This window comes from Citrobacter sp. wls710 (assembly GCF_005281115.1).
GTDB classification, from domain to species: domain Bacteria; phylum Pseudomonadota; class Gammaproteobacteria; order Enterobacterales; family Enterobacteriaceae; genus Citrobacter; species Citrobacter werkmanii.
Genome location: NZ_SZXD01000026.1, coordinates 1 through 24,922, shown reverse-complemented (window position 1 = coordinate 24,922; position 24,922 = coordinate 1). Strand labels below are relative to the sequence as shown.

Annotated in this window: 25 protein-coding genes and 2 pseudogenes; 9 read left to right on the top strand and 18 right to left on the bottom strand. The window is 52.7% G+C overall.

Going from position 1 to position 24,922, the window contains the following annotated elements:
• Positions 1–324: 324 nt before the first annotated feature.
• Positions 325–1,464, top strand: a complete 1,140-nt coding sequence (locus FDX14_RS09215; RefSeq protein ID WP_137349390.1) for a DNA cytosine methyltransferase — start codon at positions 325–327, stop codon at positions 1,462–1,464.
• Positions 1,457–2,449 (top strand): DUF4928 family protein, encoded by a 993-nt coding sequence (locus FDX14_RS09210; protein ID WP_137349389.1) that lies wholly within the window; start codon positions 1,457–1,459, stop codon positions 2,447–2,449. Before FDX14_RS09215 ends, FDX14_RS09210 begins: the two co-directional genes overlap by 8 nt.
• A 301-nt stretch (positions 2,450–2,750) precedes the next feature.
• Here the strand turns inward: FDX14_RS09210 and FDX14_RS09205 are convergent, their stop codons facing one another.
• The 16 genes from FDX14_RS09205 to FDX14_RS09130 form a co-directional block, all read right to left on the bottom strand.
• Complete coding sequence (locus tag FDX14_RS09205; RefSeq protein ID WP_016190708.1) at positions 2,751–3,509, bottom strand: TIGR03747 family integrating conjugative element membrane protein; 759 nt, start codon at positions 3,507–3,509, stop codon at positions 2,751–2,753.
• Complete coding sequence (traD, locus tag FDX14_RS09200; protein ID WP_032191385.1) at positions 3,502–5,592, bottom strand: type IV conjugative transfer system coupling protein TraD; 2,091 nt, start codon at positions 5,590–5,592, stop codon at positions 3,502–3,504. Before traD ends, FDX14_RS09205 begins: the two co-directional genes overlap by 8 nt.
• On the bottom strand, positions 5,585–6,097 hold the full coding sequence (locus tag FDX14_RS09195) for a hypothetical protein (RefSeq protein WP_137349388.1): 513 nt from the start codon (positions 6,095–6,097) through the stop codon (positions 5,585–5,587). Before FDX14_RS09195 ends, traD begins: the two co-directional genes overlap by 8 nt.
• Positions 6,094–6,693: a restriction endonuclease gene (locus FDX14_RS09190; protein WP_137349387.1), complete on the bottom strand. Its 600-nt coding sequence runs from the start codon at positions 6,691–6,693 to the stop codon at positions 6,094–6,096. Before FDX14_RS09190 ends, FDX14_RS09195 begins: the two co-directional genes overlap by 4 nt.
• Positions 6,693–7,199, bottom strand: coding sequence for an integrating conjugative element protein (locus FDX14_RS09185; RefSeq protein WP_137349386.1), 507 nt, complete (start codon positions 7,197–7,199; stop codon positions 6,693–6,695). The genes FDX14_RS09190 and FDX14_RS09185 overlap by 1 nt, the downstream gene beginning before the upstream one ends.
• Positions 7,199–7,873, bottom strand: coding sequence for a lysozyme family protein (locus FDX14_RS09180; RefSeq protein WP_137349385.1), 675 nt, complete (start codon positions 7,871–7,873; stop codon positions 7,199–7,201). Before FDX14_RS09180 ends, FDX14_RS09185 begins: the two co-directional genes overlap by 1 nt.
• Positions 7,852–8,556, bottom strand: coding sequence for a TIGR03759 family integrating conjugative element protein (locus FDX14_RS09175; RefSeq protein WP_137349384.1), 705 nt, complete (start codon positions 8,554–8,556; stop codon positions 7,852–7,854). The genes FDX14_RS09180 and FDX14_RS09175 overlap by 22 nt, the downstream gene beginning before the upstream one ends.
• A 6-nt stretch (positions 8,557–8,562) precedes the next feature.
• Positions 8,563–9,294, bottom strand: a complete 732-nt coding sequence (locus FDX14_RS09170; RefSeq protein WP_137349383.1) for a hypothetical protein — start codon at positions 9,292–9,294, stop codon at positions 8,563–8,565.
• The gene (gene pilL2 / locus FDX14_RS09165; RefSeq protein ID WP_137349382.1) at positions 9,291–9,887 is read right to left on the bottom strand and encodes a PFGI-1 class ICE element type IV pilus protein PilL2; all 597 of its coding nucleotides are present in this window, start codon (positions 9,885–9,887) and stop codon (positions 9,291–9,293) included. Before pilL2 ends, FDX14_RS09170 begins: the two co-directional genes overlap by 4 nt.
• Before the next feature lie 138 nt (positions 9,888–10,025).
• Complete coding sequence (locus FDX14_RS09160; protein WP_032191376.1) at positions 10,026–10,289, bottom strand: DUF2442 domain-containing protein; 264 nt, start codon at positions 10,287–10,289, stop codon at positions 10,026–10,028.
• Positions 10,270–10,506, bottom strand: coding sequence for a DUF4160 domain-containing protein (locus FDX14_RS09155; RefSeq protein WP_016190698.1), 237 nt, complete (start codon positions 10,504–10,506; stop codon positions 10,270–10,272). Before FDX14_RS09155 ends, FDX14_RS09160 begins: the two co-directional genes overlap by 20 nt.
• Before the next feature lie 13 nt (positions 10,507–10,519).
• Complete coding sequence (locus tag FDX14_RS09150) at positions 10,520–11,080, bottom strand: single-stranded DNA-binding protein (protein ID WP_137349381.1); 561 nt, start codon at positions 11,078–11,080, stop codon at positions 10,520–10,522.
• Between the two features lie 12 nt (positions 11,081–11,092).
• Entirely contained in the window at positions 11,093–11,296 is a 204-nt protein-coding gene (locus tag FDX14_RS09145; protein WP_137349380.1) for a hypothetical protein, read from the bottom strand.
• Positions 11,297–11,373: 77 nt separating this feature from the next.
• Positions 11,374–11,838, bottom strand: coding sequence for an STY4534 family ICE replication protein (locus FDX14_RS09140; RefSeq protein WP_032191372.1), 465 nt, complete (start codon positions 11,836–11,838; stop codon positions 11,374–11,376).
• 648 nt (positions 11,839–12,486) lie between these two features.
• Complete coding sequence (locus tag FDX14_RS09135; protein WP_137349379.1) at positions 12,487–14,532, bottom strand: DNA topoisomerase III; 2,046 nt, start codon at positions 14,530–14,532, stop codon at positions 12,487–12,489.
• A gap of 13 nt (positions 14,533–14,545) precedes the next feature.
• Complete coding sequence (locus FDX14_RS09130; RefSeq protein ID WP_137349378.1) at positions 14,546–15,301, bottom strand: PFL_4669 family integrating conjugative element protein; 756 nt, start codon at positions 15,299–15,301, stop codon at positions 14,546–14,548.
• A 776-nt stretch (positions 15,302–16,077) separates the two neighbouring features.
• Here FDX14_RS09130 and FDX14_RS09120 point away from each other — a divergent pair.
• From FDX14_RS09120 to FDX14_RS09105, 4 genes are read left to right on the top strand one after another with little or no spacing between them, the layout of a single operon-like run.
• Positions 16,078–18,165, top strand: coding sequence for a TonB-dependent siderophore receptor (locus FDX14_RS09120; protein ID WP_137349377.1), 2,088 nt, complete (start codon positions 16,078–16,080; stop codon positions 18,163–18,165).
• Complete coding sequence (locus FDX14_RS09115) at positions 18,165–19,178, top strand: ABC transporter substrate-binding protein (RefSeq protein ID WP_137349376.1); 1,014 nt, start codon at positions 18,165–18,167, stop codon at positions 19,176–19,178. Before FDX14_RS09120 ends, FDX14_RS09115 begins: the two co-directional genes overlap by 1 nt.
• The gene (locus FDX14_RS09110; protein WP_047462788.1) at positions 19,108–19,857 is read left to right on the top strand and encodes a class I SAM-dependent methyltransferase; all 750 of its coding nucleotides are present in this window, start codon (positions 19,108–19,110) and stop codon (positions 19,855–19,857) included. Before FDX14_RS09115 ends, FDX14_RS09110 begins: the two co-directional genes overlap by 71 nt.
• 32 nt (positions 19,858–19,889) lie before the next feature.
• Complete coding sequence (locus FDX14_RS09105) at positions 19,890–20,867, top strand: FecCD family ABC transporter permease (protein ID WP_170973583.1); 978 nt, start codon at positions 19,890–19,892, stop codon at positions 20,865–20,867.
• An 87-nt stretch (positions 20,868–20,954) separates the two neighbouring features.
• On the opposite strand, the gene FDX14_RS09100 is transcribed toward FDX14_RS09105, so the two are convergent.
• The gene (locus FDX14_RS09100; protein WP_071258844.1) at positions 20,955–21,518 is read right to left on the bottom strand and encodes a flavin reductase family protein; all 564 of its coding nucleotides are present in this window, start codon (positions 21,516–21,518) and stop codon (positions 20,955–20,957) included.
• A 244-nt stretch (positions 21,519–21,762) separates the two neighbouring features.
• Here FDX14_RS09100 and FDX14_RS09095 point away from each other — a divergent pair, with 244 nt between their 5' ends.
• The 3 genes and pseudogenes from FDX14_RS09095 to FDX14_RS09085 form a co-directional block, all read left to right on the top strand.
• Positions 21,763–22,887 (top strand): YbdK family carboxylate-amine ligase, encoded by a 1,125-nt coding sequence (locus tag FDX14_RS09095; protein WP_137349374.1) that lies wholly within the window; start codon positions 21,763–21,765, stop codon positions 22,885–22,887.
• 51 nt (positions 22,888–22,938) lie between these two features.
• A pseudogene (locus FDX14_RS09090) lies at positions 22,939–23,252 on the top strand (IS1-like element transposase); the annotation flags it as partial.
• Positions 23,245–23,854, top strand: a pseudogene (locus FDX14_RS09085) (IS5 family transposase); the annotation flags it as partial. The pseudogenes FDX14_RS09090 and FDX14_RS09085, both read left to right, overlap by 8 nt.
• A 70-nt stretch (positions 23,855–23,924) precedes the next feature.
• Here the strand turns inward: FDX14_RS09085 and FDX14_RS09080 are convergent.
• Complete coding sequence (locus FDX14_RS09080; RefSeq protein WP_137349373.1) at positions 23,925–24,164, bottom strand: hypothetical protein; 240 nt, start codon at positions 24,162–24,164, stop codon at positions 23,925–23,927.
• Positions 24,165–24,922 lie beyond the last annotated feature (758 nt).

Genomic DNA, 24,922 nt, shown 5'->3' with positions numbered 1-24,922 from the left:
AGGATTAACAGGTGCGTACAGAATGCGCAGCCCGGCAGGGCTGGTCAGCGATAAACTCTATTTGCGTTTTTGAAAATTTATGCAGAAAAATAAACAATGCTGGCAACAGTGAGAAGGACGATGATGTCAATCATACGGAGACTGAAGTTGTTCGGTATTGTTCACTGCGATACATATTTGCCAGCTGAACATCTAAGTCAACATGGACACACCATGAAGGGATAATGGCTACGCTATAAAATCAAAAAATGGCGTTCTACAGAGAGTAAGTGCCTGTCTGATCACTTTATGGGATGATACACCCATAGAAACGGGAGACATTGAGTGAACATAATACCGATTCGGAGCGATTACGAATGGACCGCGTTGGAATTCTTTGCGGGTATCGGCCTAGCGAGAGCCGGAATGGAACAAGTGGGAATTAAAACTGTTTGGTCTAATGACTATGACCTGAACAAAAAATCGATGTACGAAGGCCATTGGAAATCTCACAAACTTTTGCTGGCAGACATTCATACCCTGAAAAGCGAAGACCTGCCGATCGCAGATGTTGCCTGGGCCTCCTCACCCTGTACGGACCTCAGTCTGGCTGGTAAGCGAGTAGGCCTAAGGGGAGGCCGGGAATCATCCGCTTTCTTCGGTTTTACTGATCTGCTTGCTGGCATGAATGAGCGCAGACCTGAAGTGATCGTTCTTGAAAATGTCACCGGTCTTGCCTCATCCCATAACAGAGAAGATTTGAGAGCTGCGGTTAAAGAGTTTAACGCATTAGGTTATGCAGTTGATGCTATCACCCTGGATGCCCGACGTTTTGTGCCACAGTCCCGGCCTCGGCTATTCATTATAGGCGCAAAAAATCCAATTGATGGCGGTGAACAGGATTCGTGCCTGAGGCCGGACTGGCTTTCCTGGCTACATAAAGACCCTGAAGTACGTACTTTCATGATGCCTTTACCCAAAGCACCTGATCTATTGAGCCATGGCTTCACTCAAGAGATTGAGACTCTGGCTGACAGCGATCCGCGGTGGTGGAATGCTGACAAAGTTACACTTTTTAAAGAGTCGATGACAACAGTCCAGCGTGAAAGGTTAGAACACTTTGTCGCTCTGGACAGTACAACTGCCCGCACAGCCTATCGCCGCACACGTAGTGGCATTCCTGTATGGGAAATGAGAGCAGAAGATATTTCCGGGTGCTTACGCACAGCGCGAGGTGGCTCCTCCAAACAGGCAGTTGTGATCATGGGTCAGGGGACGCTAAAAATCAGATGGATGACCGGGCTTGAGTATGCACGTCTGATGGGGGCTGGGTGGTACACACTGGAAAATATGCGTGACTCTCAGATTCAATATGGTTTCGGGGACGCCGTCGCGGTTCCTGTTGTTGGCTGGGTGGCCAGGCATATGATCCTTCCGCATCTGGAGGCGGCAAAAAAATCACAGGGAATAAAAGTGAATGGATAAGTTGAGTTACACCGAAGCATACCTTGCAGCGGCAAAAGCCTGGTACGAAGGAGAGCGAGCCAAGAGTGGTTCAATAAATACCAACGTTATGAATGCAGGACTGATTGTCTCACGCATGATGGCTGATGGTATGCCCATTACTGACGAACGCCTGTACAGTGAGGGTAAAAGCCAGGTTCGAGGGCTCAGCGGTTCTACCATATCGAAGATTCTGGAACAACATGGCGAAACCCGTGTTTTCACTCGTGAAGGGGGACGCACATCCAGAGGAACTATCTTCCTTGCTGCAGCATTTCGGGATGTGCTGAACAACACTCAGGTTAATGAAAATGAGCCCGTCGACGCTGCATTGGTTTCAAATCAGCTTGAAGCGTTTTTCACACAATGTGTGCGCCTAGACTATTTTGACAAACAGAGGATAACGGTCGACCTAGATTACAGTAAGCCAGTTTCCTCTGTAGTAAGCGATATTCTTAAGGCAGCAGCGGAGCGTTCCGACAAACCCACCGGGGCGGTACTGCAGCATCTTATTGGTGCCAAACTTCAGTTACGCTTTCCCGACGTTAAAATCGGCAATGACAGGGCCAATGCGGCAGATCTTCACACTGACCGGGAGGGGGATTTTCAGGTAGGTACAACTGCATTCCACGTAACCACCGCCCCTATGGAAAAGTTGATTACACGTTGTGTTGAAAACAAGCGTGCAGGTTACAGGCCCGTTATACTGACCCTTGAAAGCAAGGTTATTGCTGCACGTCAGATGGCCGATAACGTTGGCATGTCCGAGCAGATTGCTGTCCAGGCAGCTGAAACCTTCATCGGCAACAACATTGAAGAAATTGCTATCTATGATGGCGATAAAATCCGTGAAGGTCTCGCAAGGCTTATTCGGACATACAACACACGCATCAATGCTATCGAGATAGATAAATCTCTTATGATTGATGAGCCTCGTTGGATCGTTAACATACTGAACGGCTCCTGAGATATACAGGGGCACCAAGCTTAACGAGCCGCGGCTTGCCACGGGATCTAAGCCGCGGGCCCTAAAAGCAATGACCTACCCCTTGATGTTCAGAACGTCCGCTTCATAGAGATGCCGGTCAAATTAGGTTTACCTCTGTGACGTAACAGCACTTCGGACAAAACGGCACCGATAATACCGATGCTGGCAGGAACGACAGCAAAATAAGGCTGACGCGCCAGCGAATGGCTATTGCGGGGGCTTGCCTGCTGACGAAGACGCACAAAAACAAGTTTTGTACGCCTTCGTCCAGCGCCGATAACTAAAGATATTTCTTGAATGAAGCCGTGGTGACCGTGATAGCAACACCCAGCAATATGGCAGCAGGCAACAGCAGTAGGTTGGGGTATACCGCCGTCGGCCAGGAAAGATACAGCATCATGGGTACTACGATCGCTGGTTTCACCATCTTTTTAGCATGGTGATAAACAAATGAACTTTCATAACCCGCCCCATAGCGCCGAAGATCCCTGCGTCCCAGCCCTTCGACCAGCGAAACCAGCACCACCATCAGAAACAGCGGGACTGACAGAACCAGTATGGTTACCCGTACCAGGGTAATCACGCATATCCATACGGTCGCCATCAGATATTCATGTAGATAGCCCGCGAGCCACCCACTCCAGTTGTTCAGATTACGGGTCAGCTCGTTATCGCTGCCAGTCTGCAACACATTCTGCTGCTTTATCCAGCCAGTAAACCCACTGTCAACAAACAGCCACTGATACGCTACTGTTACCCATTTAACAACAGTCACAGAAGGCTCAGACAGCAACAGGCTACGGGTGAATTCTGTCGACAGCCAGCCCAGTTCGGTATTCATCACCGCCTCACTGTGGGCTGCCCCCGCTTCCGGCCAGAAGAACGCTATGCCGGTGTACTCAATCAGCAGGCTCAACATCAGCGAACCCAGCAGCATGCCGATCAGTGCCCAGGGCCAGCCCCAGAACACATTATAAAGCAAACCATGTGGCTTCTCCGGCCGGGGCGGAGGAGGACTATTACGCTGAGGTTCAGCCACGTTCACCTCCTGCTGGCACAATGGCCGGCGCATCATTCCACCACGCTTCACCACTGTGATAATTGCGGCGCATTTCCTCGGCAATTTTCGCAATACTCTGCGGCATCAGTTTATCATCCACATCACCGGCAGGCAGCGGCATGCGGATTTTCCACAATTGCCCACCTTCCAGCAGGGCGAATGCCTGCCCTTTCGGTAGTGTTACCACATCAGCCGGCTCCAGCAACGGCACCTTGACCGTCCCGACACGATCCTGCGTACTGGAGGTAAAATCCTGGCCCGCACTGATATCGGTATCCTGATGACCAGAGACCAGCGTCTTGGTGTAAATCTCCACCTGCGGCAGTTGCGTGGTCAGGAGTTCGGCGGTACGGTTCTCCCTGACACGTAACATAATCAGATTGTTGAAGTTGCCCTGGACCTGAGCCGTTTTGGCCGCATTGCCGATCCGGGCCTCAATATCCGATGAGGTCTGGGTGTAGGCCGTCACCTGCATGCCGGCGCCGCCCCCTTTGTTAATAAGCGGGATAAATTCATCACCCATCAGCTCATTGAACTCATCACAGTGCAGGTTAATCGGGACCTTGCTCTCCCCCTCTCCCGGTAGCCCGGCATGAATACCGTGCTTGTAGATATGACCCGCCACGCTCACCAGATCGGCAAACATGGAGTTTCCCACGGCGCTGGCCACTTCACTGTCGCTGAGCGCATCGAGGCCGATATACACCACAGCCTTTTTGCGGATTATCTGCTCCCAGTCAAAAATCGGTCGTGAATCGCTCATATCCAGATAGTCCGGTGCCAGCAACTCCGCTGTTTTCCCGGTAGTCAGTTTCTCCAGCAAAGGCAGCAGGGAAGCCACAATTTTATCAAAATAGGTACGGTCATAGCGTACTGCGCTACGCAGGCCATCCAGAATGGGATCATAAAGCTGCTTTCCTTCTTCTGAACTGAGTGCCACCTCAATGGACCAGATACGTACCGCATCCGGCTGCCCCTGCATATTCCGTGGAACATCATCATCCCCCAGAACCTGCTCGTTATTCTGAATTTGTGCCTGTAACGAGGGAAGCTGCTCACGGATAACCTTCTCAGCGTAACGGATATACAGATCGGCAATATTATTCACATAGCGCATAATCAGCGTGTAATCCGGACGTTCCCCCAGTGCCACCAGAGCCCGGGCGATGATGTTGACGAACCGCCAGGCAAACTCGCGAAACGCCGCACTGTTCCCTTCGCCGGACAACTGCCCCGCCACGCGGGACGCCACTTCGGAAACACGACCAAAACGTCCTACTGCGTTATAGCGGGCAGAGATTTCGGGCCAGCCCAGGTGGAAAATATACAGCGCGTCGCCCCGGCCGGCACGGTGTGCTTCAGCCCAGACGCGCTTCATCAGATCGGCATCGCCCTTCGGGTCAAAAACAATGGTAACTTCACCGCGACGAATATCCTGGGTAACCAGCAGCTCTGCCAGGCGTGTTTTCCCCACACGGGTGGTGCCATAGACGATGGTGTGCCCCACACGCTCCAGCAGCGTCAGCCAGACATCCTGCTCATTCGGCTCAATGCCATGCAACACCGGATTACCACCAACCGGCGGCAATGGGCGAACCGGGTTCAGGGGCGAATCCGTACGCAGCAGTTTTCCCAGCCCCGGAGCTGAGTGCTCCGTCCTCATTTCCAGCCAGCGAGCGATCTGATACAACCAGCCCGGCTGCAGGTACTTCGCCACTTCCGGACGTAGCGTATCCTGCAGTCGCTGGGTGTGTTTTTGCGTCCAGCGAAACCCGCGCCCGAGAAACAGGCGCTGACGGCTGACCGGTATCTGTCCGGCGCTCATGACGTAGCGGGGGAGCCGGGTCAGATTGCGGCGATAACGAAGAATCTTCATCCCTTGCCGGGCACGCACAACGGATAACACCGCAAAGCCAGACGCGGTCACATAACTGACTGAAGGTGCCAGCGCCACAGCCCAGGGAGCCTGTACACAAACATATGCCGCCATACCGGCCACGACAGCAGTATTCAGCTCAACCGCCGGACGCAACAGGGCTTCAATCACGTAGCGGTTACTCATTATCTTCCTCCCTGACGATACGGACGCCGCCCTTTGCCATGCGAACATGCGCCACCGCGCCACTGTGCCCCCTTCCCCTACGAGCACGAACCGTCATAAACAGTTCCAGACAAACGCTGATCACCAGAACAATTTTCATCAGCAGGTGTAATGCACGGATATCGTTTTCTGCTGCCTGTTCAAACGGTTCCGCCACTGTCGGGCAGTCAGTTTCCCTTGCTGCCATCACATGCCACTCATCCCCGCTCAGCGGTGCAACAGGGAATACGGCATTGTCCGTAGCGGCATCGATACAGCGCCGCACCATAAGGCTCCCCTCCGGCGCGTTGCGCCAGCGGGCAGCCTCATACGTGTAATAATCCAGCCGCGATGCGACGCCCCCCTGATGCGACAAGAAGGCCATTACCAGCATCACACCTCCGGTCAGTAACGCCGGCCACAAAAAAAGTAAACGGGCGAGGCTGAGACAGCCGGTCCGCAGTAAACGCTGTAAAGAAAATGTCATACAGATGTCCTCTGAAAATATGAACAACCTGACAGCCAGCCATGTCGGCCGGCAAGCAGATCCAGCAAGCGCTGGCCGCTGATGATAAAAAGACGCGGAGAGGTGGAGCAGACCGCCCGACTCATGTGTCCGGTCCGCCCGGTGTGAATGAAAAAACCGCAGCAGGTACGCTGTTCAAGAAGCTGGTCAAAGTCGCGAATATGGGCAGGTGTAATCGCCCGGCTGTAGCGTTTGGCCTGGATCAACCAGCATTCGTCATCAATAATGACCTGTCCGTCAGTGCCGCCATCCCCGCTGTAAGACGCATTACGAACGACCGTCAGCCCCTGTCGTTCCAGCGCCAGCAACAGCAATTCCTCAAATACATAAGGGTTAATTTTGCGCAGGTACCGCATACGCTGGCCGTCCCCCGGCAAAGTGCCCAGTTTTTCCAGCACCCGTGCCGCCGCAGCCTGATAGCGACGGTGGCGACGAACGCTGGCTTTCTCCCGCTGGCGAAAGCTCAGACGCAGCATCACCACGATAAACAGCGCCGCCAGAAGCAGGGCCGGCAATGGGTTGACCAATAGCGCAGCACTCAGTTGCAGTGCGCTCATCACGGCCGTACCTGTCGGGACAATCCGGTATCGGTGATCAGCACTGGGTAATGCCGTAACTGCAAACGGCGGGCCAGCTCAGAGCCGGATGCCGGCGCCATCGGAACACCGGGAGCCAGATCCCGCAATGACTCAACAGCCGAAGCACTGTCAACACTGACAATCATGCCTGCCGCATGTCGGGCAATTAGCGCCTGCGCATTCTCCGCCAGCCAGTACCGTGACTGTTCGTCATCACCGATAAGGAAAAGCGCACCAATGCCCGGCAACTGCAGCGGACGATCCTCCACCGTCCCCGGCATCATCTCCGGCGTGCTGATCGGAAACATCGCTGCCATCGCAGAAACTGGCGGGGTTGCCGGTGACGCCTCCGGCAGGCCGGGTTGTTTATTAATGCCGTCAAAATAAGGCGTGGCATCCTCCCCGCCGAGGTCAGCGAGGACGTTCAGTCCGGCATGGCCCGTCAGGGGCAGAAAAAGACACATCATTAAAAACAGTTTTTTCATCAGGGTTCACTCCCGGGCTCAGTCCAGATAAAACCAGGTTCAGGGGCAATGGCTGCCACTGTCTGCGGTAATAAAGAAGGCGGCAACAAAGAGGACTGGCGGGGCGTGCCGCTGAGACGGACAAGATGACGTTTCACGATAGTTTTGTATCGTGCTGCAGCTTGCCCACCCGCCGGATGGTGATAACAACCGGCCGCATCCAGCCAGCTACCCGGTTTACGCTCCCAGCACTCGCGCAGAATGCTGGCTGCAGCATTGAGGTTGGTGTACGGGTCAAACGCTGCCCAGGTCGACACAAAGTGATGCCCGTTCCAGCCCAGGTTTACCTGAGCCAGACCGACATCAATACGTTTAAGGGAATAGCGTGACATAAAAACCTGCAGTGCCCGCCAGGCCACCAGACGGCTGGCGTAGCGGTATCCCTTACCCGCCACATTAATCGTCCACGGCCAGGGACGACTCACCGCAGGCAGATTTGTCTTCTGCCTGACCACCGCAGCAATTGATCGTGGTGCCATAGCGGTTTCCGTTAGCGAGACAGAATAGAGCGCTTCCGGCGGTACTCCATGCGCAACGGCCACCCGGATATACCCTTCCGGTACAATCTCGCCTGCTGCCGTTGCACTGCCACTTACAGCCAGCATCAGGGCGATCAGAATGCGGCGATATGCCATCCTTTTTCTCCCTGTTGCAGCAACACCGGCATCATTCCGTCGCCAAAGCGCAGCCAGCGGCCACCGTCATGGTTCAGCGTAATCTGGCGAGAACGGACTTTTTCCGCCGGGATACGGTGAGCACGGGCCCACTGGCGTAACTTATCGTCACTTCCCTCGCTGTCGACCAGGTAAATATCAACCGGACGATTGTCACTGAGCACCGCAGACAGCCGCGCATCGCAGGTCGGACAGTTCTTCGACTTAACGAACAACGCCAGACGCCCCCCGGTATCCCGGGCAACACCGGCAGCATTCCCCAGATTCACCGGCAGTCTGTCCGGATAAAGCCGTTGCCATGCCGTATTGATTTCCCGCTGGAAATCCAGTTCTTTTTGCGTACGGGCAAATTCCTCTTTAACCCATTTTTCCGCATACTGACGGCGCTCTGCCGGCGTGCGGGCCTCAATCCCCAGCGCCGAGAGTGGGTCCAGCCCCGGGGACTGAATCCCCCTGGGGCCATTCATCAGTTGCTGATACCGCTGGAAATCCTCCGGGCTTAGCCCCCATTCGCCGGCTTTTTGCTGCAGGGACTGCGTCTGGCTCTGAGTAGTTTGCGAGTTTTCAACTACGGAGGTATCCGTGGCCGCCAGAGCCTGCGAACTCAGCATGACCAGCGCCAGAAAAGTCAGTTTCAGTTGCATGATGGTTTACTCCACCTTAAGGGCGGTCAGGTGCCCGTTGACACGGAAAGTCGCTTCGCTGTAACCGGCACGCACCAGCGTCCAGCCGGAGACGGTTTCCCCTTCACCGATAAGCGCTATCTGCGACAGGCTGTGGTAACCGCGGGGGGCTACCGCCGCCCACGACTCCGCGCCTCGCCTTTCCACGCCGGTCAGCACAAACGGTGCATAGTGCGCAACAAGAGCCGTCGAACGGGGTTTTACGGGTAGAGGTTTTTTGACGTCTGTCGGTGTTTTTTCCTGAGCCGGGATCGCAGCAGCCGGTACCCTTTTCAGGACATTCAGCTGCTCAGTAAGCGCACTCAGCCGGCTCAGCCTGGCCGCCATCTCCTGCTGCGCCTGTTGTAGCCGTGCGGCAGATGCCTGCAGAGTGGCCAGTTCCTGCGAGGGCCCGGTCCGGGCTTCGGTCTCTTTCTGCAGTGTGGCCACACGCTGCTGGTTATCGGCCAGCCCGGCCTGCAGCGTTGAGATCTGCGACTGAAGGGTGGATAACATCGTGCTGGTTGTAGCGGTATTGTCCTGCGCTTCCAGACGTGAAAGGCGCATATCCAGGTCAGTCACGCCGCTGACCAGTACATACAACACAAAACCGGCTGCCGCCATCATCAGACAAAGACAGACGCCGGCAGCAGACCACCATGAACGCAGACGCCTCTTTTTCCCGGCGGGTACAGACTCAGTGATATTCTTTTCGCTCATTTTTTCAGAAACCCTCCCTTAACCGGGGCGGGTGCCTTCTGGGAAGTCAGGACAGGTGGTAACTGGCTGGCCGGTAACTGATACCCGTCACGCAGACTGTGACAGACCACGCGCTGAACATCATCAACCTCCAGTTGCCAGGCCGGGCCAGCCATCACCTGCAGGGCGGTGCGCAGGCGCATGGGCCCCAGTTGATACTGCACGGCCGGCAGTGGCTGGCGGTACAGTACGCCGTTTGCCGGTCCCGTGGCGCAAAGCGAATAGCCGGACTGCTTCAGGATATAGCGCAGGGCATCCGCCACTATAGGGCGCAGGGATGACGGGATACGTATATCAATAATCTGCGACAGCGGATCGCGCTGGGCAGCCATCGGATCCGTGCTGACCAGCAGATAACGGTCATAACGCACCACCTCCGGGGTTCTGGCATATTCATCAGGCGCGACGGTCTGAACATTGCGGGTGACAGCCACGGAAGGCGTGGGCACAGCGGCATCACGCAGCAGTAGTTTCTGAGGTGAAGAGGAACAGCCAGCCAGCAACAGCAGCGGCAGAACAACAGACAGGGTCTTATAACGGGGTTGAAATTTCATCCGGGGTTTCCTTTACAGTGATTAACAGGCCTCACTGTGCGAAATCCCCCCGCATTCACTCAATTAACAACTGATTTTCCACAGATGAAAAAAAACGCCGACCGTAAGGTCAGCGTTCTGTTTGTCAAATTACACCGGTTAATGTCGTGGAATCGCACCTTTAGCGCCACGAAGCAGCCCTTCGGTACTCAGGTCCTCATCCAGTTCAGGCCAGTGGATACCATAACCAGCACCACACAGCTCCCAGTTTTGTCGCTGCTCAGTTGTACCAGCAGCAAGACGCGGGAACCAGGCAACGGGCACAGAGATACTGCGTCCATCCATGAGATCAACCGTCAGGCGATCATCATCAATACAGACATTCATTACGCGAATATCATTCTCACTTTGTAAAGTAAGCATCCCAGGCCTCCCGGAGTGTTATCTGATATTCTTTAACCAGACGTTGTAATTCACGAAGCTCGTGCGAAGCAAATCCCACACTACGCGCGACACTGATATCATGTAACCATATTTTAGCGGTTGCATTGCCTTTATCAATATGGACATGCGCCGGTTCATTAGGTTCATGGCTGTAAAAGTAGAATCGATAAGCGCCGATCCTTAATACTGTAGGCACAATATTCTCCCTGTCAGATTGCGTGTATGGTCACGCGATTAACGCCATAGCCACACCCGATAAAGGGGATGTCGTCGTCAAAATCCATCGGCATGCCGGCAGCAGAGCTTCCGGTTGACGACGGCCCAACCTGGGACGGCTGACCACCTGATACAAGCTGCTGAGGTTGCCCCCATCCCTGCTGTTGAGAGCCCTGGTGTTGAGAGGAGGAGCTGCCCGAGTGCTGACGACTACCCAGCATCTGCATGCTACCGTTCACGTTGACCACCACTTCGGTAGAATAACGATCCTGGCCATGCTGATCCTGCCATTTACGGGTACGTAACTGGCCTTCAATATACACTTGTGAGCCTTTACGCAGATATTCACTGGCCACTTCCGCCAGTTTGCCGAACAGCACAACACGGTGCCATTCGGTCTGCTCTTTCATTTCGCCGGTTTGCTTATCGCGCCAGCTCTCTGAAGTCGCGATCGACAGCGTGGTCACTGCGTTACTGTTGGGCATATAGCGCACTTCAGGATCCTGGCCTAAATTTCCAACCAGAATGACTTTGTTAATTCCACGTGAAGCCATGATGCTCTCTCCTTATGCCCACTCACGTTGAGTCCAGGCACCAGTGGTGAACGCCTGAACCGCTTTTTTATGGGTACTGAAGTATTCTTCAGACTCACGGGAAACAGGTCCCTCATGATTTGCCGTACCGATATAATAACCGCGACCGCTTTTGAGCACCTGCAAAGGTAAAGTAAAACCGAACTCTGCTGCCAGAATTCCTGTTGAATTATTCATGATGTGTTTCCTTAATAAAGAAAACAGACCTCCCTGAAGGAAGGTCCGTTATTCAGGGAGGTGAGGGTAAAAATAACTCAGAAAGAATTTTCAGCGTATTCGGGCTGAGCAGTACCGTTCTGAGGCGGCATGGAGTCCGGTTTTTCAGTCTTATAAACCATATCCTGGCCTATTTTTATCCAGTCCACTTTTATTAAGCGGGCTTTCAGGCTGACACGCTGCTCGCCGGCATGATCGCCTTTGTTAAGCGTAAAGATATCCGTGGACGGATTACTTAAGGTGAAGCCGATAAGGACTTTTTTATCCTCATCAACGGCTTTCTGACAGCGACCAATCAGGCTGGTCGCTTCTTTGCCGGCAACGGAAACATCAAAGCGAACATATACCGGGTTATCCGTCGGACCACTCAGCGCGTTAATCACACAACTGAGAAAAGAGCCGTTCTGAAGATTGACCTGGCGAATATTGCTGAGATATCCCAGACCTTTAATGGTCAGGTTGAAATATTCCGTTTTGCCGGAAGCAGGATTATTTGCAGACATGATGTTTTCTCCATGGAGGTAAAAATAAGATACGACGGAGAAAACATCTGCCCGGACGGGAGTGTTTTTCCCGTCGGGGAGTCAGAATCAGCTAAATTCCGACTGTCTGGTGAGTCATTAAGAAACCTTCATCGCCGCGTCATAGTGCGCATGTACTGGCGATATCTGCTTTCAAAGGTGCGCAGATGTACCACATTCAATATGCTCTCCCTTTCAGGCTACGGGAGAATTCTTTTGCAGCCACCCGAAGGCGTTTCTCACAGACCGCTGAAACATTGGTGGTCGTAAAAACGACAATTAAGCACGACCATCATTAAACTGCCCGGCGAGAATGTCAACCTGAAACCAGAGGAGGTGCTGCTGCGAGTTGCAGAATAAAAAAAGGCGCCGTTGCCGACGCCCTTATGGCCAGTACCAGAACCTGCGGTGTCTCATCATTCTCCGGGGATTAAGGACATTATCCCGACGCGGTTTTCACGGAGTGTATGCGTCTTGCAGGCCAGTCGGAACGTACAATTCACTGCCTGCCGGGCCAGGCTATCATCAGACCCCGTTAAAGTCCGTGACAGCCCCGTAGCCTGCGGGGTACCTTTGCATCAAAGCGAGTTTACAATAGCAGAACTTACTGCCCTGGTGTACCCAAAACCATTATTGCGGTGCAGAGAATTCCGCTTTCGTCTTTGCTGCCGGTTTTTTGCCCCGCGCGGTTTTCCGACCCTTCCCGCCATTTTTCCCTGCAATAATACCGCTACACTCCGGATAACGAATACATCCCCAGAAATCACCATTCTTTCCCTTACGCTTGCGGGTCGGCCCCTTACAAACCGGGCAGGGTGGTGTCACAGGCGCGGTAATCTTCACTGTATCACTCCTCCCTTTGTCAACCAGATGGCGGGTCCACTGCAGCTGTTTCTGCATAAAGGTATCCAGCGGCATTTTCCCCTGAGCGATATCATCCAGCGCCTGTTCCCACAGCGCGGTCATACCGGGGCTGGTCAGCGTTTCGGGCAACGCCGCTATCAGTTCCCTGGCCAGCAACGTGGCGTGGATATGTTTGCCTTTTTTCTCCAGGTAATGACGGGAGAAAAGCGTCTCCAGTACCCCGGCCCGGGTCGCTTCGGTTCCCAGTCCCGCATTATCACGCAGCACTTTTTTCAGCTTCGGATCGCTGACAAAACTGGCAGCATTTTTCATCGCAGCAATCAACGTTCCCTCGGTAAACGGGGGTGGTGGACTGGTTTTTTTGTCTTCCACCGCTGCGCCATTGACAATACAGTTGTCACCTTTGTTTAACGGTGGCAGCGCCATGTCGGCATCGTTATCACTGGTATCTTCAGATTGCTCATTCTGATGGTCCTTCTGAAATAACAGTTTCCAGCCCGTGACAACATTGACTTTCCCTCTGGCCCGGAACAACTGCCCGCCGATGTTAAAAGAGGCGTCGGTCACATCAGACTCCTGCAACGGCAAAAACTGCGCAAAATAATGCTGTCGAATAAGCTGATAAACCTTCAGCTCATCCGCGCTGAGGCGCGAGAGATCAAATGCCTGGCGTGTGGGAATAATGGCATGGTGTGCCGTGATTTTTTTATCATTCCAGACCCGGGAGACAAACCCGCGGTCCAGTTGGGTCAGCACCGGTGCAACTGACGGATCGGATTTGGTGACGGCGGTCAGTACATCAGGAATTTCCTGCTGCATCGATGTCGGAAGATAACCACAGTCGGTTCGCGGATAGGTCGTCGCTTTATGCGTTTCATATAATGACTGGGCGACAGCCAGCGTCTCTTTAGCCCCCATCCCGAATTTACGGGAGCAGACCTGCTGCAGCGTTCCCAGATCGAAGCAAAGCGGGGCCGGTGTTTTATCGCGCTTCTGGCTCACTTCAAGTACCGTTGCGCCCTTCTGCTGCTGGCAGAGTTGTCCAACGGCTTTCGCCGCCTGCTGATTCACGCAGCGCTTTTCATCATCGCAGTACTGCGCCGCCGCCTGCCAGATCGCGCTGAAACGCACGCCATCTTTCTCAAGCAGAGCCTGCACCTGCCACCATGGGACCGGGACAAAATCAGCGATTTCTTTATCACGGTTAACCACAATGGCCAGCGTCGGCGTCTGAACCCGCCCAACAGACAACACGTCGGAAACACCGGATTCACGAGCTATCAGAGTATAAAGGCGGGTCAGATTCATGCCGATAAGCCAGTCCGCCCTGCTGCGCCCTAGCCCCGCATCATACAGTTTTGCCGTATTTTCCCCGGGAAGAATACCGGCCAGCGCCTCCCGGACGCTGGCTTCGTCCAGCGCGGATAACCATAGCCGACGTACTTTGCCACGATATCCACAATACGCCAGCAGCTCACGGGCAATAACCTCACCTTCCCGGTCAGCATCGGTGGCAATAATCACCTCTCCGGCCTGCTTCAGCAACTTACTGATAACCGTAAACTGATCCCGGGTCTGGGGTTTGACCACCATTTTCCAGTTATCAGGTAAAACCGGGAGCACATCGGCCCGCCAGGGTTTACCAAACTGTTCGCCATAAGCATCCGGGCTGGCCTGCTCCAGCAGATGGCCAATGGCCCAGGTGACGGTGATATTGCCACCGCTGATAAATCCCTGTCCCCGTTTACTGATGCCGAGAACCCGCGCAATATCTTTCGCCTGAGACGGTTTCTCACACAGATAAAGCTGCATGTCTCACCCCCTCTCAGCTCTTTTCGCTCTGGCGAACAGAGTGTTCCCGCAGAGGCGATGAAAAAGAAGATCGCTTTTTACCGGAGAAAATATCGGGATCGGGTTCACCCAACCGCGCCAGGGCCTCTTTCCCACGGCCGGTCAGATTAATAATATCGCTTCGGTTAACCGCCACGGTGTAATAAGGCTGAATAGTCCCATAAACCTGTCTGACAGCATGTCCTCCTCTGTTGAGATACTGATCGCGCTGAGCGCGTGAAATCAGCCCATAATGGAAAGCCTGAAACGCTTTCATTGCCAGTTGGTCGTAACCGACCAGCAGCCATACGCACCGGTACCCCAGGGGGGAACGACTGTAAACGCTGATATTCAGAGGATGCGCAGACGCAATGTCAGAAAGCGTTATCCCTTTTGGAACCGCTGTCAGGATCACATCCAGCTCATTCACTATCTTACTGATCTTATTGGACGCCATGTGAATCGTGGTTTCCAGCTTCACCAGTACCATATCAGCATAAGGGTTATCTGAGGCTGAATCCCGGGAAGCCACCCCGGCACGCTGAATGGCCTTAGGCATACTGATAATTTCAGGCCGCTTTTTCTCATGATGACTACGGGAATCGCTGTCGCTTTGCTTACGCCCTTCCCATAATCTGATGGCATAGTGAGTATGAAGTTCCACCGAAAGCGCGGACTGTAGTGCGCCTGCCCGCAGTGAAGATGCTTCATTACCGACCTTCGCATCCGCGTTCTTTTTACCCTTTTCCATATATAGCCCCTTGCTGTTGCGATATCTCAGTCAGGATTGAGATAGTCCGCAGCAAGAGGAGACTGGACAATTGAAAACCAGATCGCCGGGCGATGAAATTTTGATTTATCCCTTACCAGTAGGTATCGAACACATATTAACCATAGCTGGCAGTACCAGTTCGCTCAATTGTTGACCACTGTTGGCAGTGCCAACAGTGGTCACTTTTGAACCACCATCAACAGTACCATAAGACAGTATGACTTCCCGTAAGAGAAGCGCTGACCTACGTGGGATATTTACCGCGGGCTAGCACCGTGGTCAGTGCCACATGGGTGAGCTAGCGCTACACTCTAATATTTCCACTACAGAGAATGAGATGAACGCATCCCCCTGTTGAATGCAGAGCACAGAGAGGAACAAGGGACTAGTGTGACGCCTCACAGATTTCTGGCATCATTGTGCCCATGTCAACGACGAGTAAAAAGTGGTTCCTCCGCAACCTGGGGGGGGGAAATTTTCATACCAGAGGACTCGTAATCCGTCGCCTCAGTAGCCCGACCCCGGCCCGACCATACATCTGGTGTTTCAGCATCTTCAGCCGGTTTACATGCCCTTCAACAACACCGTTACTCCATCTGCTACTGATGGCTTCACATATGCAGCTACTCGCAGAAGCTCAACAAAGCCACTTAGCTGACACTGGTGAACCACCTTACTTGTTTTCATTTGTCTGCTTTTTTTCTTTATAAAATATGTTATGTTATAACATATTCATTATGATGTAATGCCAACCTATGAAACTTAAGCCTTCTTTGATAGCTCTCGCAGTTGCAGTAAATACTTCACCTCTGGCCTGTGCAGCAGATGAAACCATCGTCGTCACCGGCAGTGACGTATCCGACTATTCCGCCGAATCCGACTCGGCACGTCTTTCATCCGGTTCAGCCTCACGTCTCGGTCTGACCGATAAGCAAACGCCACGCCATACTGAAACCATCAGCGCCAGAACCATTACGGCTAAGGGCAAACGCACGCTCACCGAAGTCGTTGAAACCGCCCCAGGCATGTCCGGCACCAGCTCACCTACGCTCTCAAACAGCGTTTCACTGCGCGGCTTCTCCGGCGTTTCCTGGCTGCTAAACGGCGTGGCCGTACCCGGTAGCACCATTCAAATCGCCGACCCGGTTCATTATGAAAACGTGGACATCCTGTATGGCACAGGCTCCGTTTTAAATGGTCTGAGTTCTGCCGGTGGCAGCGTCAACCTGATATCACGTAAAGCAACCTTTGGTCGACAGCCAGTGGAAGCTGACTATAGCTGGTCAAGCTATAACAGCCATCGCGCCCACATCGGCGCGGGCGGTACGCTTGTTGAGGGTATAGCTGCTGGCCGCGTGGATGTGAGCGCATCAAATACCGGCACTCAGGTTGATAAAGAGCGCAGTCGCCCGAAGCGCATCAGCGCACAGCTCCTGCTGACGCCGACCGATAACACACAGGTCACTTTTGACATCGATCGTAGCTTAACGGATATGCGCAATCCCTATTTCGGGACGCCTGTCATCAACGGCAACGTTGATCGCGACTTGCGCCATGTAAACTACAACAACATTCAGGATGCGCATATCCGCAGCCAGGCAACCTCATTCCAGTCAACCCAGTCCTGGTATGCAACGCCTGATGTAACCTTTGATAACCAGTTCTATTATTACAAAGGATTCCGCGAATGGCAGAACGTTGAACGCTATTACCCGTCAAACAAAGCGGGCTATGTTACCCGTGATTCTTATGGCGATCTTGCTCATGATGACAAGCTGACTGGCAACCGTACAATGGTCACCTGGGATCACCCGATTGCATCATTCGCCAACCGCGTGACTGCGGGTGTCGATTTTTCAAAACGCGAATTCCAGTACTATTCTAACGGCTTCCCGGGGGGCGAAGATGTTCTGTTGACCAACCCCGCCTCCAATGACTTTCGCACCGGTGCGGGTGGCAAGATGCGCTCACCTGTTCGTCACATCACTCAGAACCAGTATGCCTTGCTGCTGGAAGACAATCTGAATATCACTGATGCTGTCGCCCTGTTAAGCCAGTTGCGCTATACCAACCTGGACATGCACTGGAATTACCAGCAGGACAATAAAACCATCAATCATAGCTATAGCTTTATGAGCGTTGGTATTGGGCCGAGCTGGGCCATTAACGAAAACTGGACGGTATATGCCAACTATTCCACAGGTAAAGAGCCCGGCAGCGATATCTTCTTTATCAGCCCTGAACAAACGTCCCTGCCACTTACAGAAGTTCAGCAATATGAAGCCGGTGTAAAAGGGACATTCGACCACGGCGAAATGAAGCTGGCCGTTTACGATCTCCAGAAAAAAAATCTTTATCAGCAATCGGCTGTCCAGGCCGGTGTATGGAATGCGGTTGGCAAGCAGACTTCGCGCGGCATCGAGTTCAGCGGATTGATTAAACCGCTGGATAACGTCGCACTGGCGGGTAATGTGGCTTATACCCATGCGCGCTTTGACAATTTCAAACAAGGTACGCAGGACTTTTCCGGTAATCAGCCGCGCTATATCCCGGAGTGGACGGCTAACCTTTCTGGCCGTTATATGCCGATTAGCAAACTGGGGCTGGGCGCGCAGCTCCACTATGTTGGCAGTAGCTATAACGATGATGCCAACAAAAACAAAATGGGCGATTACACGACTGTCGACCTGAACGCCGATTATGAAGTGATTAAGGACGTTACCGTAGGCACCCGCGTGCGTAACCTGACGGATCGCTTCTACACCTGGCAGCGTACTTATACAGGGCAAGAAATGATTGCGCCAGGTCGAACTTACGAAGCCTATGTCAACATGCGCTTCTGATGAAACGCCTGGCCTCCCTCGCATTGCTGGCAACCTTCGCCAGCTTTGCGCATCCCGTTACGTTGCAGAATTGCGGAAGATCCTGGACGTTTGAGCATGTACCACAGCGGGCAATCGTCTATATGCCGACCGCAATGGAAAACATGCTCGCATTACGTCTGGGAGATTCCGTGATCAGTGCTGTCGGTTATCGGCCAGATGAAGATACCGCGCCCTCCCCCTGGTATAAACCGCTAAAAGCACGTCTCGACAGTTCGCCCTGGTCGGGAGAGGCCTTGCTGAGTTCCCGGCCAGATTTTATCTATTCCGGCAGCTATTACTGGTTTAACAGCCCGGAGACCGCCGGTCGTGAAAGGATGGCTGAATGGGGTATTGGAAGCTGGCTCATTGAAGGGATGTGCAATGGCCTACAAAGTGGGCCCCCTGCGCCTGTAACCTTCGACAGCATCTATGACGAGTTGCGTAATATTGCGCGCATATATGGCGTGGAGCCGCGTGCAGAGGCGCTTATCAATGAACTGAAGCAACAGGTCGCTGCTGACAGCCGCATAAAACTGCCACGCAGAACGCTCATGTGGTGGTATTCCGGTACGGCAACACCTTATGTGGCGGGTGGTTATGGCGCTTCTGAGCTGTTAACCAAAACCATCGGCAGTAAAAATATCTTTGATGACAGTGCTGAACTGTGGCCTGCCATGAGCTGGGAGGTCATTGCCGAACGGGACCCTGACTACCTGATCCTGGGCGATCTGCAAAGGGGGGGAGATGGCGATAGCGCCCGGAGCAAAATCGATTTTCTTGAACGTAATCCCCTCACCGCAGGCATGAAGGCAGTTAAAGAAAAACGTTACATCATTTTACCTGGCTATGACATGGACGCATCTGCGCGCTCAGTTCTGGCCCTTCACCGACTAGTCACACAAATACACGCTAAGGAACAACATGACCTTTCCAGCCCGCGAATTACTGAAAAACTGGGACGAACAACAAAGCGCCTACATCGCTCACCGTGAAGAACGCTATAACGCCGCGCTGGATGTTCTGGCAATGCTATATGGCGAAGAATTCCATGTGGTGGATCTGGCCTGTGGTCCAGGCTCATTCAGCATGCGTCTTCTGAATCGCTTTCCGGCGATAAGAGTAACGGCTATTGACCTCGACCCGCTTCTGCTTACGCTGGCCAAAGAAGCCTTATCTGAATACAGTGACCGTATTCAGTTCTTCAGCGGCGATATTGCAACAGCGGATTGCTTTGCCGCTATTACCGACAAACCGCAGGCCGTTGTTTCCAGCACGGCCATCCACTGGCTGCTGCCGGAACAGCAGGTCGCGCTTTATCGCAACATCTTTAACCTGCTGGATGAACATGGCTTATTCATGAACGCCGATCATCAGCGATTTGATAATCGCAATCCATGCCAGAAACGGATTGCCCAGCTTCATGACGAAGATACGCAGAAAAAAGCCTGGACAGCGGGAGTGCAGGACTGGGATAGCTGGTTTGCATCGGCCACCCGTCATCATGAGCTGGCTGATTTGATGGACGCGCGCACCGCTATCTTTAAAGACCGCCCGACACCACTGCCCACCACGGTCGAATTCCAGCTCGCTGCTCTGCGCCAGGCGGGTTTTAGCGAAACGGGTACTCTCTGGCAATTCCTGGATGATTATGTGATCGCTGGCTGGAAATAATCATGCTGCGTTCTCCTGTTTTTCGCCTTTCCATGCTGTTTCCGGCCCTGATGCTGGCGTTTTGCATTGCCATTATGTATGGCCCGGTGACCTTTTCCATGAAGGACGTGGCAAATGCCATACTGGCAGGCTACTGGCATAGCGATACAGCGGGAACGCTTCATCAGCGGATCGTATGGTCTCTGCGTATGCCGCGCACCCTGCTTGCTGCGCTGGCGGGTGCCGCATTAGCGCTGGCCGGAACGGTGCTCCAGTCGTTGACACGTAATCCTCTTGCCGACCCCTGGGTGTTGGGGATCTCATCCGGCGCAGGGTTTGGCGCGGTACTGGTCATTGCGCTTGGTCTCAGTGCGGGCTGGGCCGCTGTACCTGCCGGAGCGTTCTGTGGCGCGATGCTGGCTTTCGCACTGGTGCTTTTCATGGCGCGGAAATCGCTATCCGGCCAGTCCAGCCGTTTTATCCTGACCGGCGTCGCCGTGACACAGCTTATCTCCGCAGCCACATCATTAACCACGCTCTGGAAAACGGATGCAGACACCACGCGAGGGGTGATGTTCTGGCTACTGGGAAGCTTTGCACAGGCATCCTGGCGTCAGGTACTGCTTTGCGCACTGGTGCTGTTGCCGATATTTCTGCTCTGCTGGTGGCGGGCAATAGAGCTGGATGTGCTCACGTTCGGCAATGTGACGGCGGCGTCGCTTGGTGTGGACGTTGGCGCAATCAGGCTCGCCCTGTATTGTTTATTGACCTTATTGACTGCGGTCATTGTGGCATGTTGCGGAGCAATAGGTTTTATTGGGCTGACCGTGCCTCATATCGCCCGCATATTCATTGGTCATCGCCATCGTTCGCTGCTGCCGGCATCCATGCTGTGCGGCGCGACTTTTACCGTTCTGGCTGATACGCTTGCCCGAACGCTGTTTGCGCCCCGTGAATTACCCGTCGGCATCCTGACGGCGATGCTCGGGGTTCCGGTATTTCTGTTCCTGATTTCACGGACTTCCCGATAAAATACTGACGAAGGCGATCCCTGGCAGAAAGCCCGCTAAAAAGCGGGCTTTCTGCCATTTACCCGTGACGAGCGCCACCGGAAACGCTCAGATAAGCATTTCCGGCCTGAACAGCGCGCTCAGATTCATTGTCTTGCCCGACACTATGAACTCCCCCTTCCCTGTATAGTGAATCGTCTCAGGGTGTTCCGGTGATGTGGCCACATGCGCCTTCACGACCTCGAAAATGAAAAAATTGTAGCGTTCCACCAGCACATCATCATACAAACAGCACTCAAAATTCGCATAACATTGCTGGATCAGCGGGGCATCAACCTCATCAGCTTCCTGTGCCGTAAGATTAAATTCGGCAAACTTATCGATGTCAGCGCCGGACGTGTTGCCGATTCGCACGACCGTCTCGGCCAAATCCGTCAGCGGAACGTTGATCACGCATTCCCGGCTATGACGGATCATCTCAAAACTATGGTTGCCGCCCGAAATCATCAGCCCGACCAGCGAGGGAGAAAATTCCAGAACGGTATGCCAGCCCAGCGTCATGATATTGGTCTTCCCGTTCCATTTGGATGACACCAACACAACCGGGCCCGGTTCTAAATACCGGCGAACCTGACTGACCGGATAATCAACTTTAGTGATAGCTAAGCTCATAAGATGACTCCTGTTAAAGTGTTCCACAAAAACAGGCCACACTGCTGCGGCAATACCTGAGCAGTCCTCACGCTACAGCATACTCTCTCTCGTCATATCGCAAAAAATTAACCATACTAATGAAATGGTTTTATGACCGTAATCAGGGTTCCGCGATTCACCTCTGGCAGGCATGACCGTCTGACCTACACTTTTTAACAATAGAATTTCAGGCCAACCACAACAACTCAGTGCAGAGGACATTATGGTATCTCTACCTTTTACCCGCTCACTGCGGTTTACGACGGGCACCGAGCTGGAACTCCAGTTAATCGACAGAAACGATACCAGGCTGGTGGATAAAGCGGATATCGTGCTGGCCGATATGGCGCACACTCAGCAAATAAAGCATGAGCTAACCAAGTCAATGATTGAACTGAACAGCTCTGTACACTCTTCGGTGTTTAAACTGTATGAAGAATTATCTTTATTAGCCTGTAACGTCAGGGAAGTCGCCAGAAAACACGGCTGCGATGTTACCGGCGGCGGCCGCCATTTAGATGGCGACTGGCGAGAACAGGTGATTAGCGATTTACAACGTCATCAAAATCTGGCCGTACGCTATGGCTACATCACCAAAATGGCCTGTGTATTTGGGCAGCATATTCATATTGGCGTTCAGGATGGCGATGACGCCATTTATCTGTGTCATGCGCTTATTCCCTACCTGCCCCATTTAGTTGCACTCAGTGCCTCTTCGCCGTGGCTGGATGGCGTGGATACCTCTTTTTCAAGTTCCCGCTTTACCGGGCAGAACGCCTTTCTGAACAGTGAACTGATTGAAAACATCTATAACTGGGACGAGTTCGTCGTATTTTATAACGAGATGGTCGATGTCGGGATCATTAAAAGTATCAAAGATATTTACTGGTACGTCAGGCCACAGCCTGCTCTGGGCACAATTGAAATCAGAATATGCGATATGCCGCTGACAATATTTCATGCCGCAATGCTCACAGGCTATAGCAAAATACTGGCTCAGTATCTGTTAGCCAACCGGACGAATATCGTCAAAAAACATCATGCTATTGAAAAATACAATATCTTTAACGCCCGGCGCGATGGCTTACAGGCCAGCTACGTCAACACGTTAACCAGGCAGCGTCAGTCGCTGGCGAGTCAGATATTGCAGACCGTAGAGAACCTGTCATTACGCACCCACAGTGATGAGGATAAGTACGCTCTGCAATATATTGCCCGGTATGTCAAAAAGGGCATCAATGATTCAGACAGAATACGCAATATGATTAAACGCGCGGTGGACTTAAACACCGTCATGAAACGTATGCGACAAATGCTGCTATCAGCACCAAAGAATTATAAAAAATGATGCACGCCAGGGCCGAAAATAGTGATTCGGCCCTTTTATCAGACTATTTTTATTCAGCGGACGACCAGCGTTAGCGTTCATTGCCCCCGTTGTCTGTCTGCTCAGGTTTACCGCCATGGTCAGAACCCTAAAGGCTCGCTGCCGTGACTGCCACGACGTGTTTCAGCTCACCTACGCTTATGAAGCCCATAAACCCGAAGTTAAAGAGCAGATCACCGAAAGGCTTTCAACGGTTTCGGCGTTCGCGATACCGCCAGAACACTGAAAATTGGCATCAACACCGTCATTCGTACTTTAAAAAACTCGCGCCAAAGCGAATAACGTCGTCTCCCATCGCCCATGCTGATGTGGCGCTTATCTGTGAATGTCAGTTTTAAAACGCCCCTCGGGGAGAAATCGCCCATCTGGTCATTGATTCCACCGGTCTTAAAGTCTTCGGTGACGGTGAGTGGAAAGTCAAAAAACACCGCAAAGAACGGCGTCGTACCTGGCGAAAACTGTATCTGGCTGTTGATGCGAACACGCATGAAGTTATCTGTGCGGACCTGTCGCTGAACAACGTCACGGACTCAGAGGCCTTCCCGGGACTAATCCGGCAGACTCATCGAAAAATCAGGTCAGCGGCAGCGGATGGCGCTTACGACCCCTGTCTGTGTCACGATGAACTGCGGCATAAGAAAATCAGTGCCCTCATCCCTCCCCGAAAAGGTGCAGGTTGCTGGCCCGGGGAGTATGCAGACCGCAATCGTGCGGTGGCGAATCAACGTCTGAGCGGGAGCAATGCACGGTGGAAATGGACAACAGATTATAACCGTCGCTCTCGGCCATGTGCCGGGTAAAACAGCTGTTCGGAGGCCCACTGACGCTACGTGACTACGACAGTCAGGTAGCAGAGGTTTTGGCCATGGTGCGTACCCTGAACAAGATGACGAAGGCTGGAATGCCAGAAAGCGTGCGTATTGCCTGACATCAACAACCAACTGCGGGGAGGCTTACCCCAAATCTGATTTATTCAACAAAGCCATAAAGAATAGCAATTAAGAAACATTTTCCAAATCCGCTATATTTTTCTCCGCTGCTGCAATCAACGCGCGACTAATCTCATCATTTTTTGCCATCACTTTCACCGTATACTTTCTAGCCACTGTTGGCAGTGCCAGCACCGTACGCTTTTTGACCATTGCTGGTAGTATGAACCTGCATTGCGCCGTAGGGTTCAGACCGGTCTGAACAAATGAGAAGCCCTGAATGCCCTTGCCAGAGTCGCATTCATGCATCGTCCGGGCGAAATAAGGGACGAGGTCTGGAAAACCAGAGTTACCGTGCCAGTGGACTTACGAGTTTCCCAGACGGAGCCCTGACTGGTAACTGGTCAACGCATCATTGCCCTTTTGAACCCAATCCGCCGCATACGAGACATCACGCAGCGAATCCACCATTACCTTTGCGCAACAACGCTGGTCAGAACCAATATTTTCCAGAAAAAATATTTGTCAACAACAGGTAAAAATCGTGACTTAACTCACTGAAGTAAATAGCTCCCCCTGAAACAACACCGATTTGTACACTTTTCTTTACACCTTTAGTGATGTGAATCACTGATATATTGCCGTGGAGTGATCCACCTCTAACAAAATAGGGTGTACTCATTCAGCAATACATTATGTGCACAGCCTGGAAAGTTAAGTTTTCAGTATTTTCCCCTTCCACGGGCGCACTACCGCGAACGGCAAATCAATACGCAAAAAAAAACTTGTTGAATATGAACGGGTAAGAAAACAACGTGTGATTTGCATCACTCACATTTACAGCTTTTTAAATTATTGCCAGTGATTAATGTTGACCGGACTATTTCCATAATCAAATAAATCTTGCATAGTGCCTCCACATTATTTCGCCCCCTAGTCCAGGAGGCTAATAGTTATATTTCATCAGACTTTATTGATGAACCAGATATGCTTTACTTCACATTAATACGTACATAACCACTGTTACTGGAGAAATAAAATGAATTATCCGGCAGAACCCTTCCGTA

Bases quoted from the DNA above. Each gene is read 5' to 3' on its own strand.
- FDX14_RS09080 (WP_137349373.1), bottom strand. From the start codon at position 24,164: ATGCATGAATGCGACTCTGGCAAGGGCATTCAGGGCTTCTCATTTGTT.
- FDX14_RS09095 (WP_137349374.1), top strand. From the start codon at position 21,763: ATGGTATCTCTACCTTTTACCCGCTCACTGCGGTTTACGACGGGCACC.
- FDX14_RS09135 (WP_137349379.1), bottom strand. From the start codon at position 14,532: ATGCAGCTTTATCTGTGTGAGAAACCGTCTCAGGCGAAAGATATTGCG.
- FDX14_RS09160 (WP_032191376.1), bottom strand. From the start codon at position 10,289: ATGCTTACTTTACAAAGTGAGAATGATATTCGCGTAATGAATGTCTGT.
- FDX14_RS09110 (WP_047462788.1), top strand. From the start codon at position 19,108: ATGACCTTTCCAGCCCGCGAATTACTGAAAAACTGGGACGAACAACAA.
- FDX14_RS09195 (WP_137349388.1), bottom strand. From the start codon at position 6,097: ATGACATTTTCTTTACAGCGTTTACTGCGGACCGGCTGTCTCAGCCTC.
- FDX14_RS09210 (WP_137349389.1), top strand. From the start codon at position 1,457: ATGGATAAGTTGAGTTACACCGAAGCATACCTTGCAGCGGCAAAAGCC.
- FDX14_RS09190 (WP_137349387.1), bottom strand. From the start codon at position 6,693: ATGAGCGCACTGCAACTGAGTGCTGCGCTATTGGTCAACCCATTGCCG.
- FDX14_RS09100 (WP_071258844.1), bottom strand. From the start codon at position 21,518: ATGAGCTTAGCTATCACTAAAGTTGATTATCCGGTCAGTCAGGTTCGC.
- FDX14_RS09150 (WP_137349381.1), bottom strand. From the start codon at position 11,080: ATGGCTTCACGTGGAATTAACAAAGTCATTCTGGTTGGAAATTTAGGC.
- pilL2 (WP_137349382.1), bottom strand. From the start codon at position 9,887: ATGAAATTTCAACCCCGTTATAAGACCCTGTCTGTTGTTCTGCCGCTG.
- FDX14_RS09130 (WP_137349378.1), bottom strand. From the start codon at position 15,301: ATGGAAAAGGGTAAAAAGAACGCGGATGCGAAGGTCGGTAATGAAGCA.
- traD (WP_032191385.1), bottom strand. From the start codon at position 5,592: ATGAGTAACCGCTACGTGATTGAAGCCCTGTTGCGTCCGGCGGTTGAG.
- FDX14_RS09175 (WP_137349384.1), bottom strand. From the start codon at position 8,556: ATGCAACTGAAACTGACTTTTCTGGCGCTGGTCATGCTGAGTTCGCAG.
- FDX14_RS09185 (WP_137349386.1), bottom strand. From the start codon at position 7,199: ATGAAAAAACTGTTTTTAATGATGTGTCTTTTTCTGCCCCTGACGGGC.
- FDX14_RS09105 (WP_170973583.1), top strand. From the start codon at position 19,890: ATGCTGTTTCCGGCCCTGATGCTGGCGTTTTGCATTGCCATTATGTAT.
- FDX14_RS09140 (WP_032191372.1), bottom strand. From the start codon at position 11,838: ATGTCTGCAAATAATCCTGCTTCCGGCAAAACGGAATATTTCAACCTG.
- FDX14_RS09170 (WP_137349383.1), bottom strand. From the start codon at position 9,294: ATGAGCGAAAAGAATATCACTGAGTCTGTACCCGCCGGGAAAAAGAGG.
- FDX14_RS09120 (WP_137349377.1), top strand. From the start codon at position 16,078: ATGAAACTTAAGCCTTCTTTGATAGCTCTCGCAGTTGCAGTAAATACT.
- FDX14_RS09145 (WP_137349380.1), bottom strand. From the start codon at position 11,296: ATGAATAATTCAACAGGAATTCTGGCAGCAGAGTTCGGTTTTACTTTA.
- FDX14_RS09180 (WP_137349385.1), bottom strand. From the start codon at position 7,873: ATGGCATATCGCCGCATTCTGATCGCCCTGATGCTGGCTGTAAGTGGC.
- FDX14_RS09115 (WP_137349376.1), top strand. From the start codon at position 18,165: ATGAAACGCCTGGCCTCCCTCGCATTGCTGGCAACCTTCGCCAGCTTT.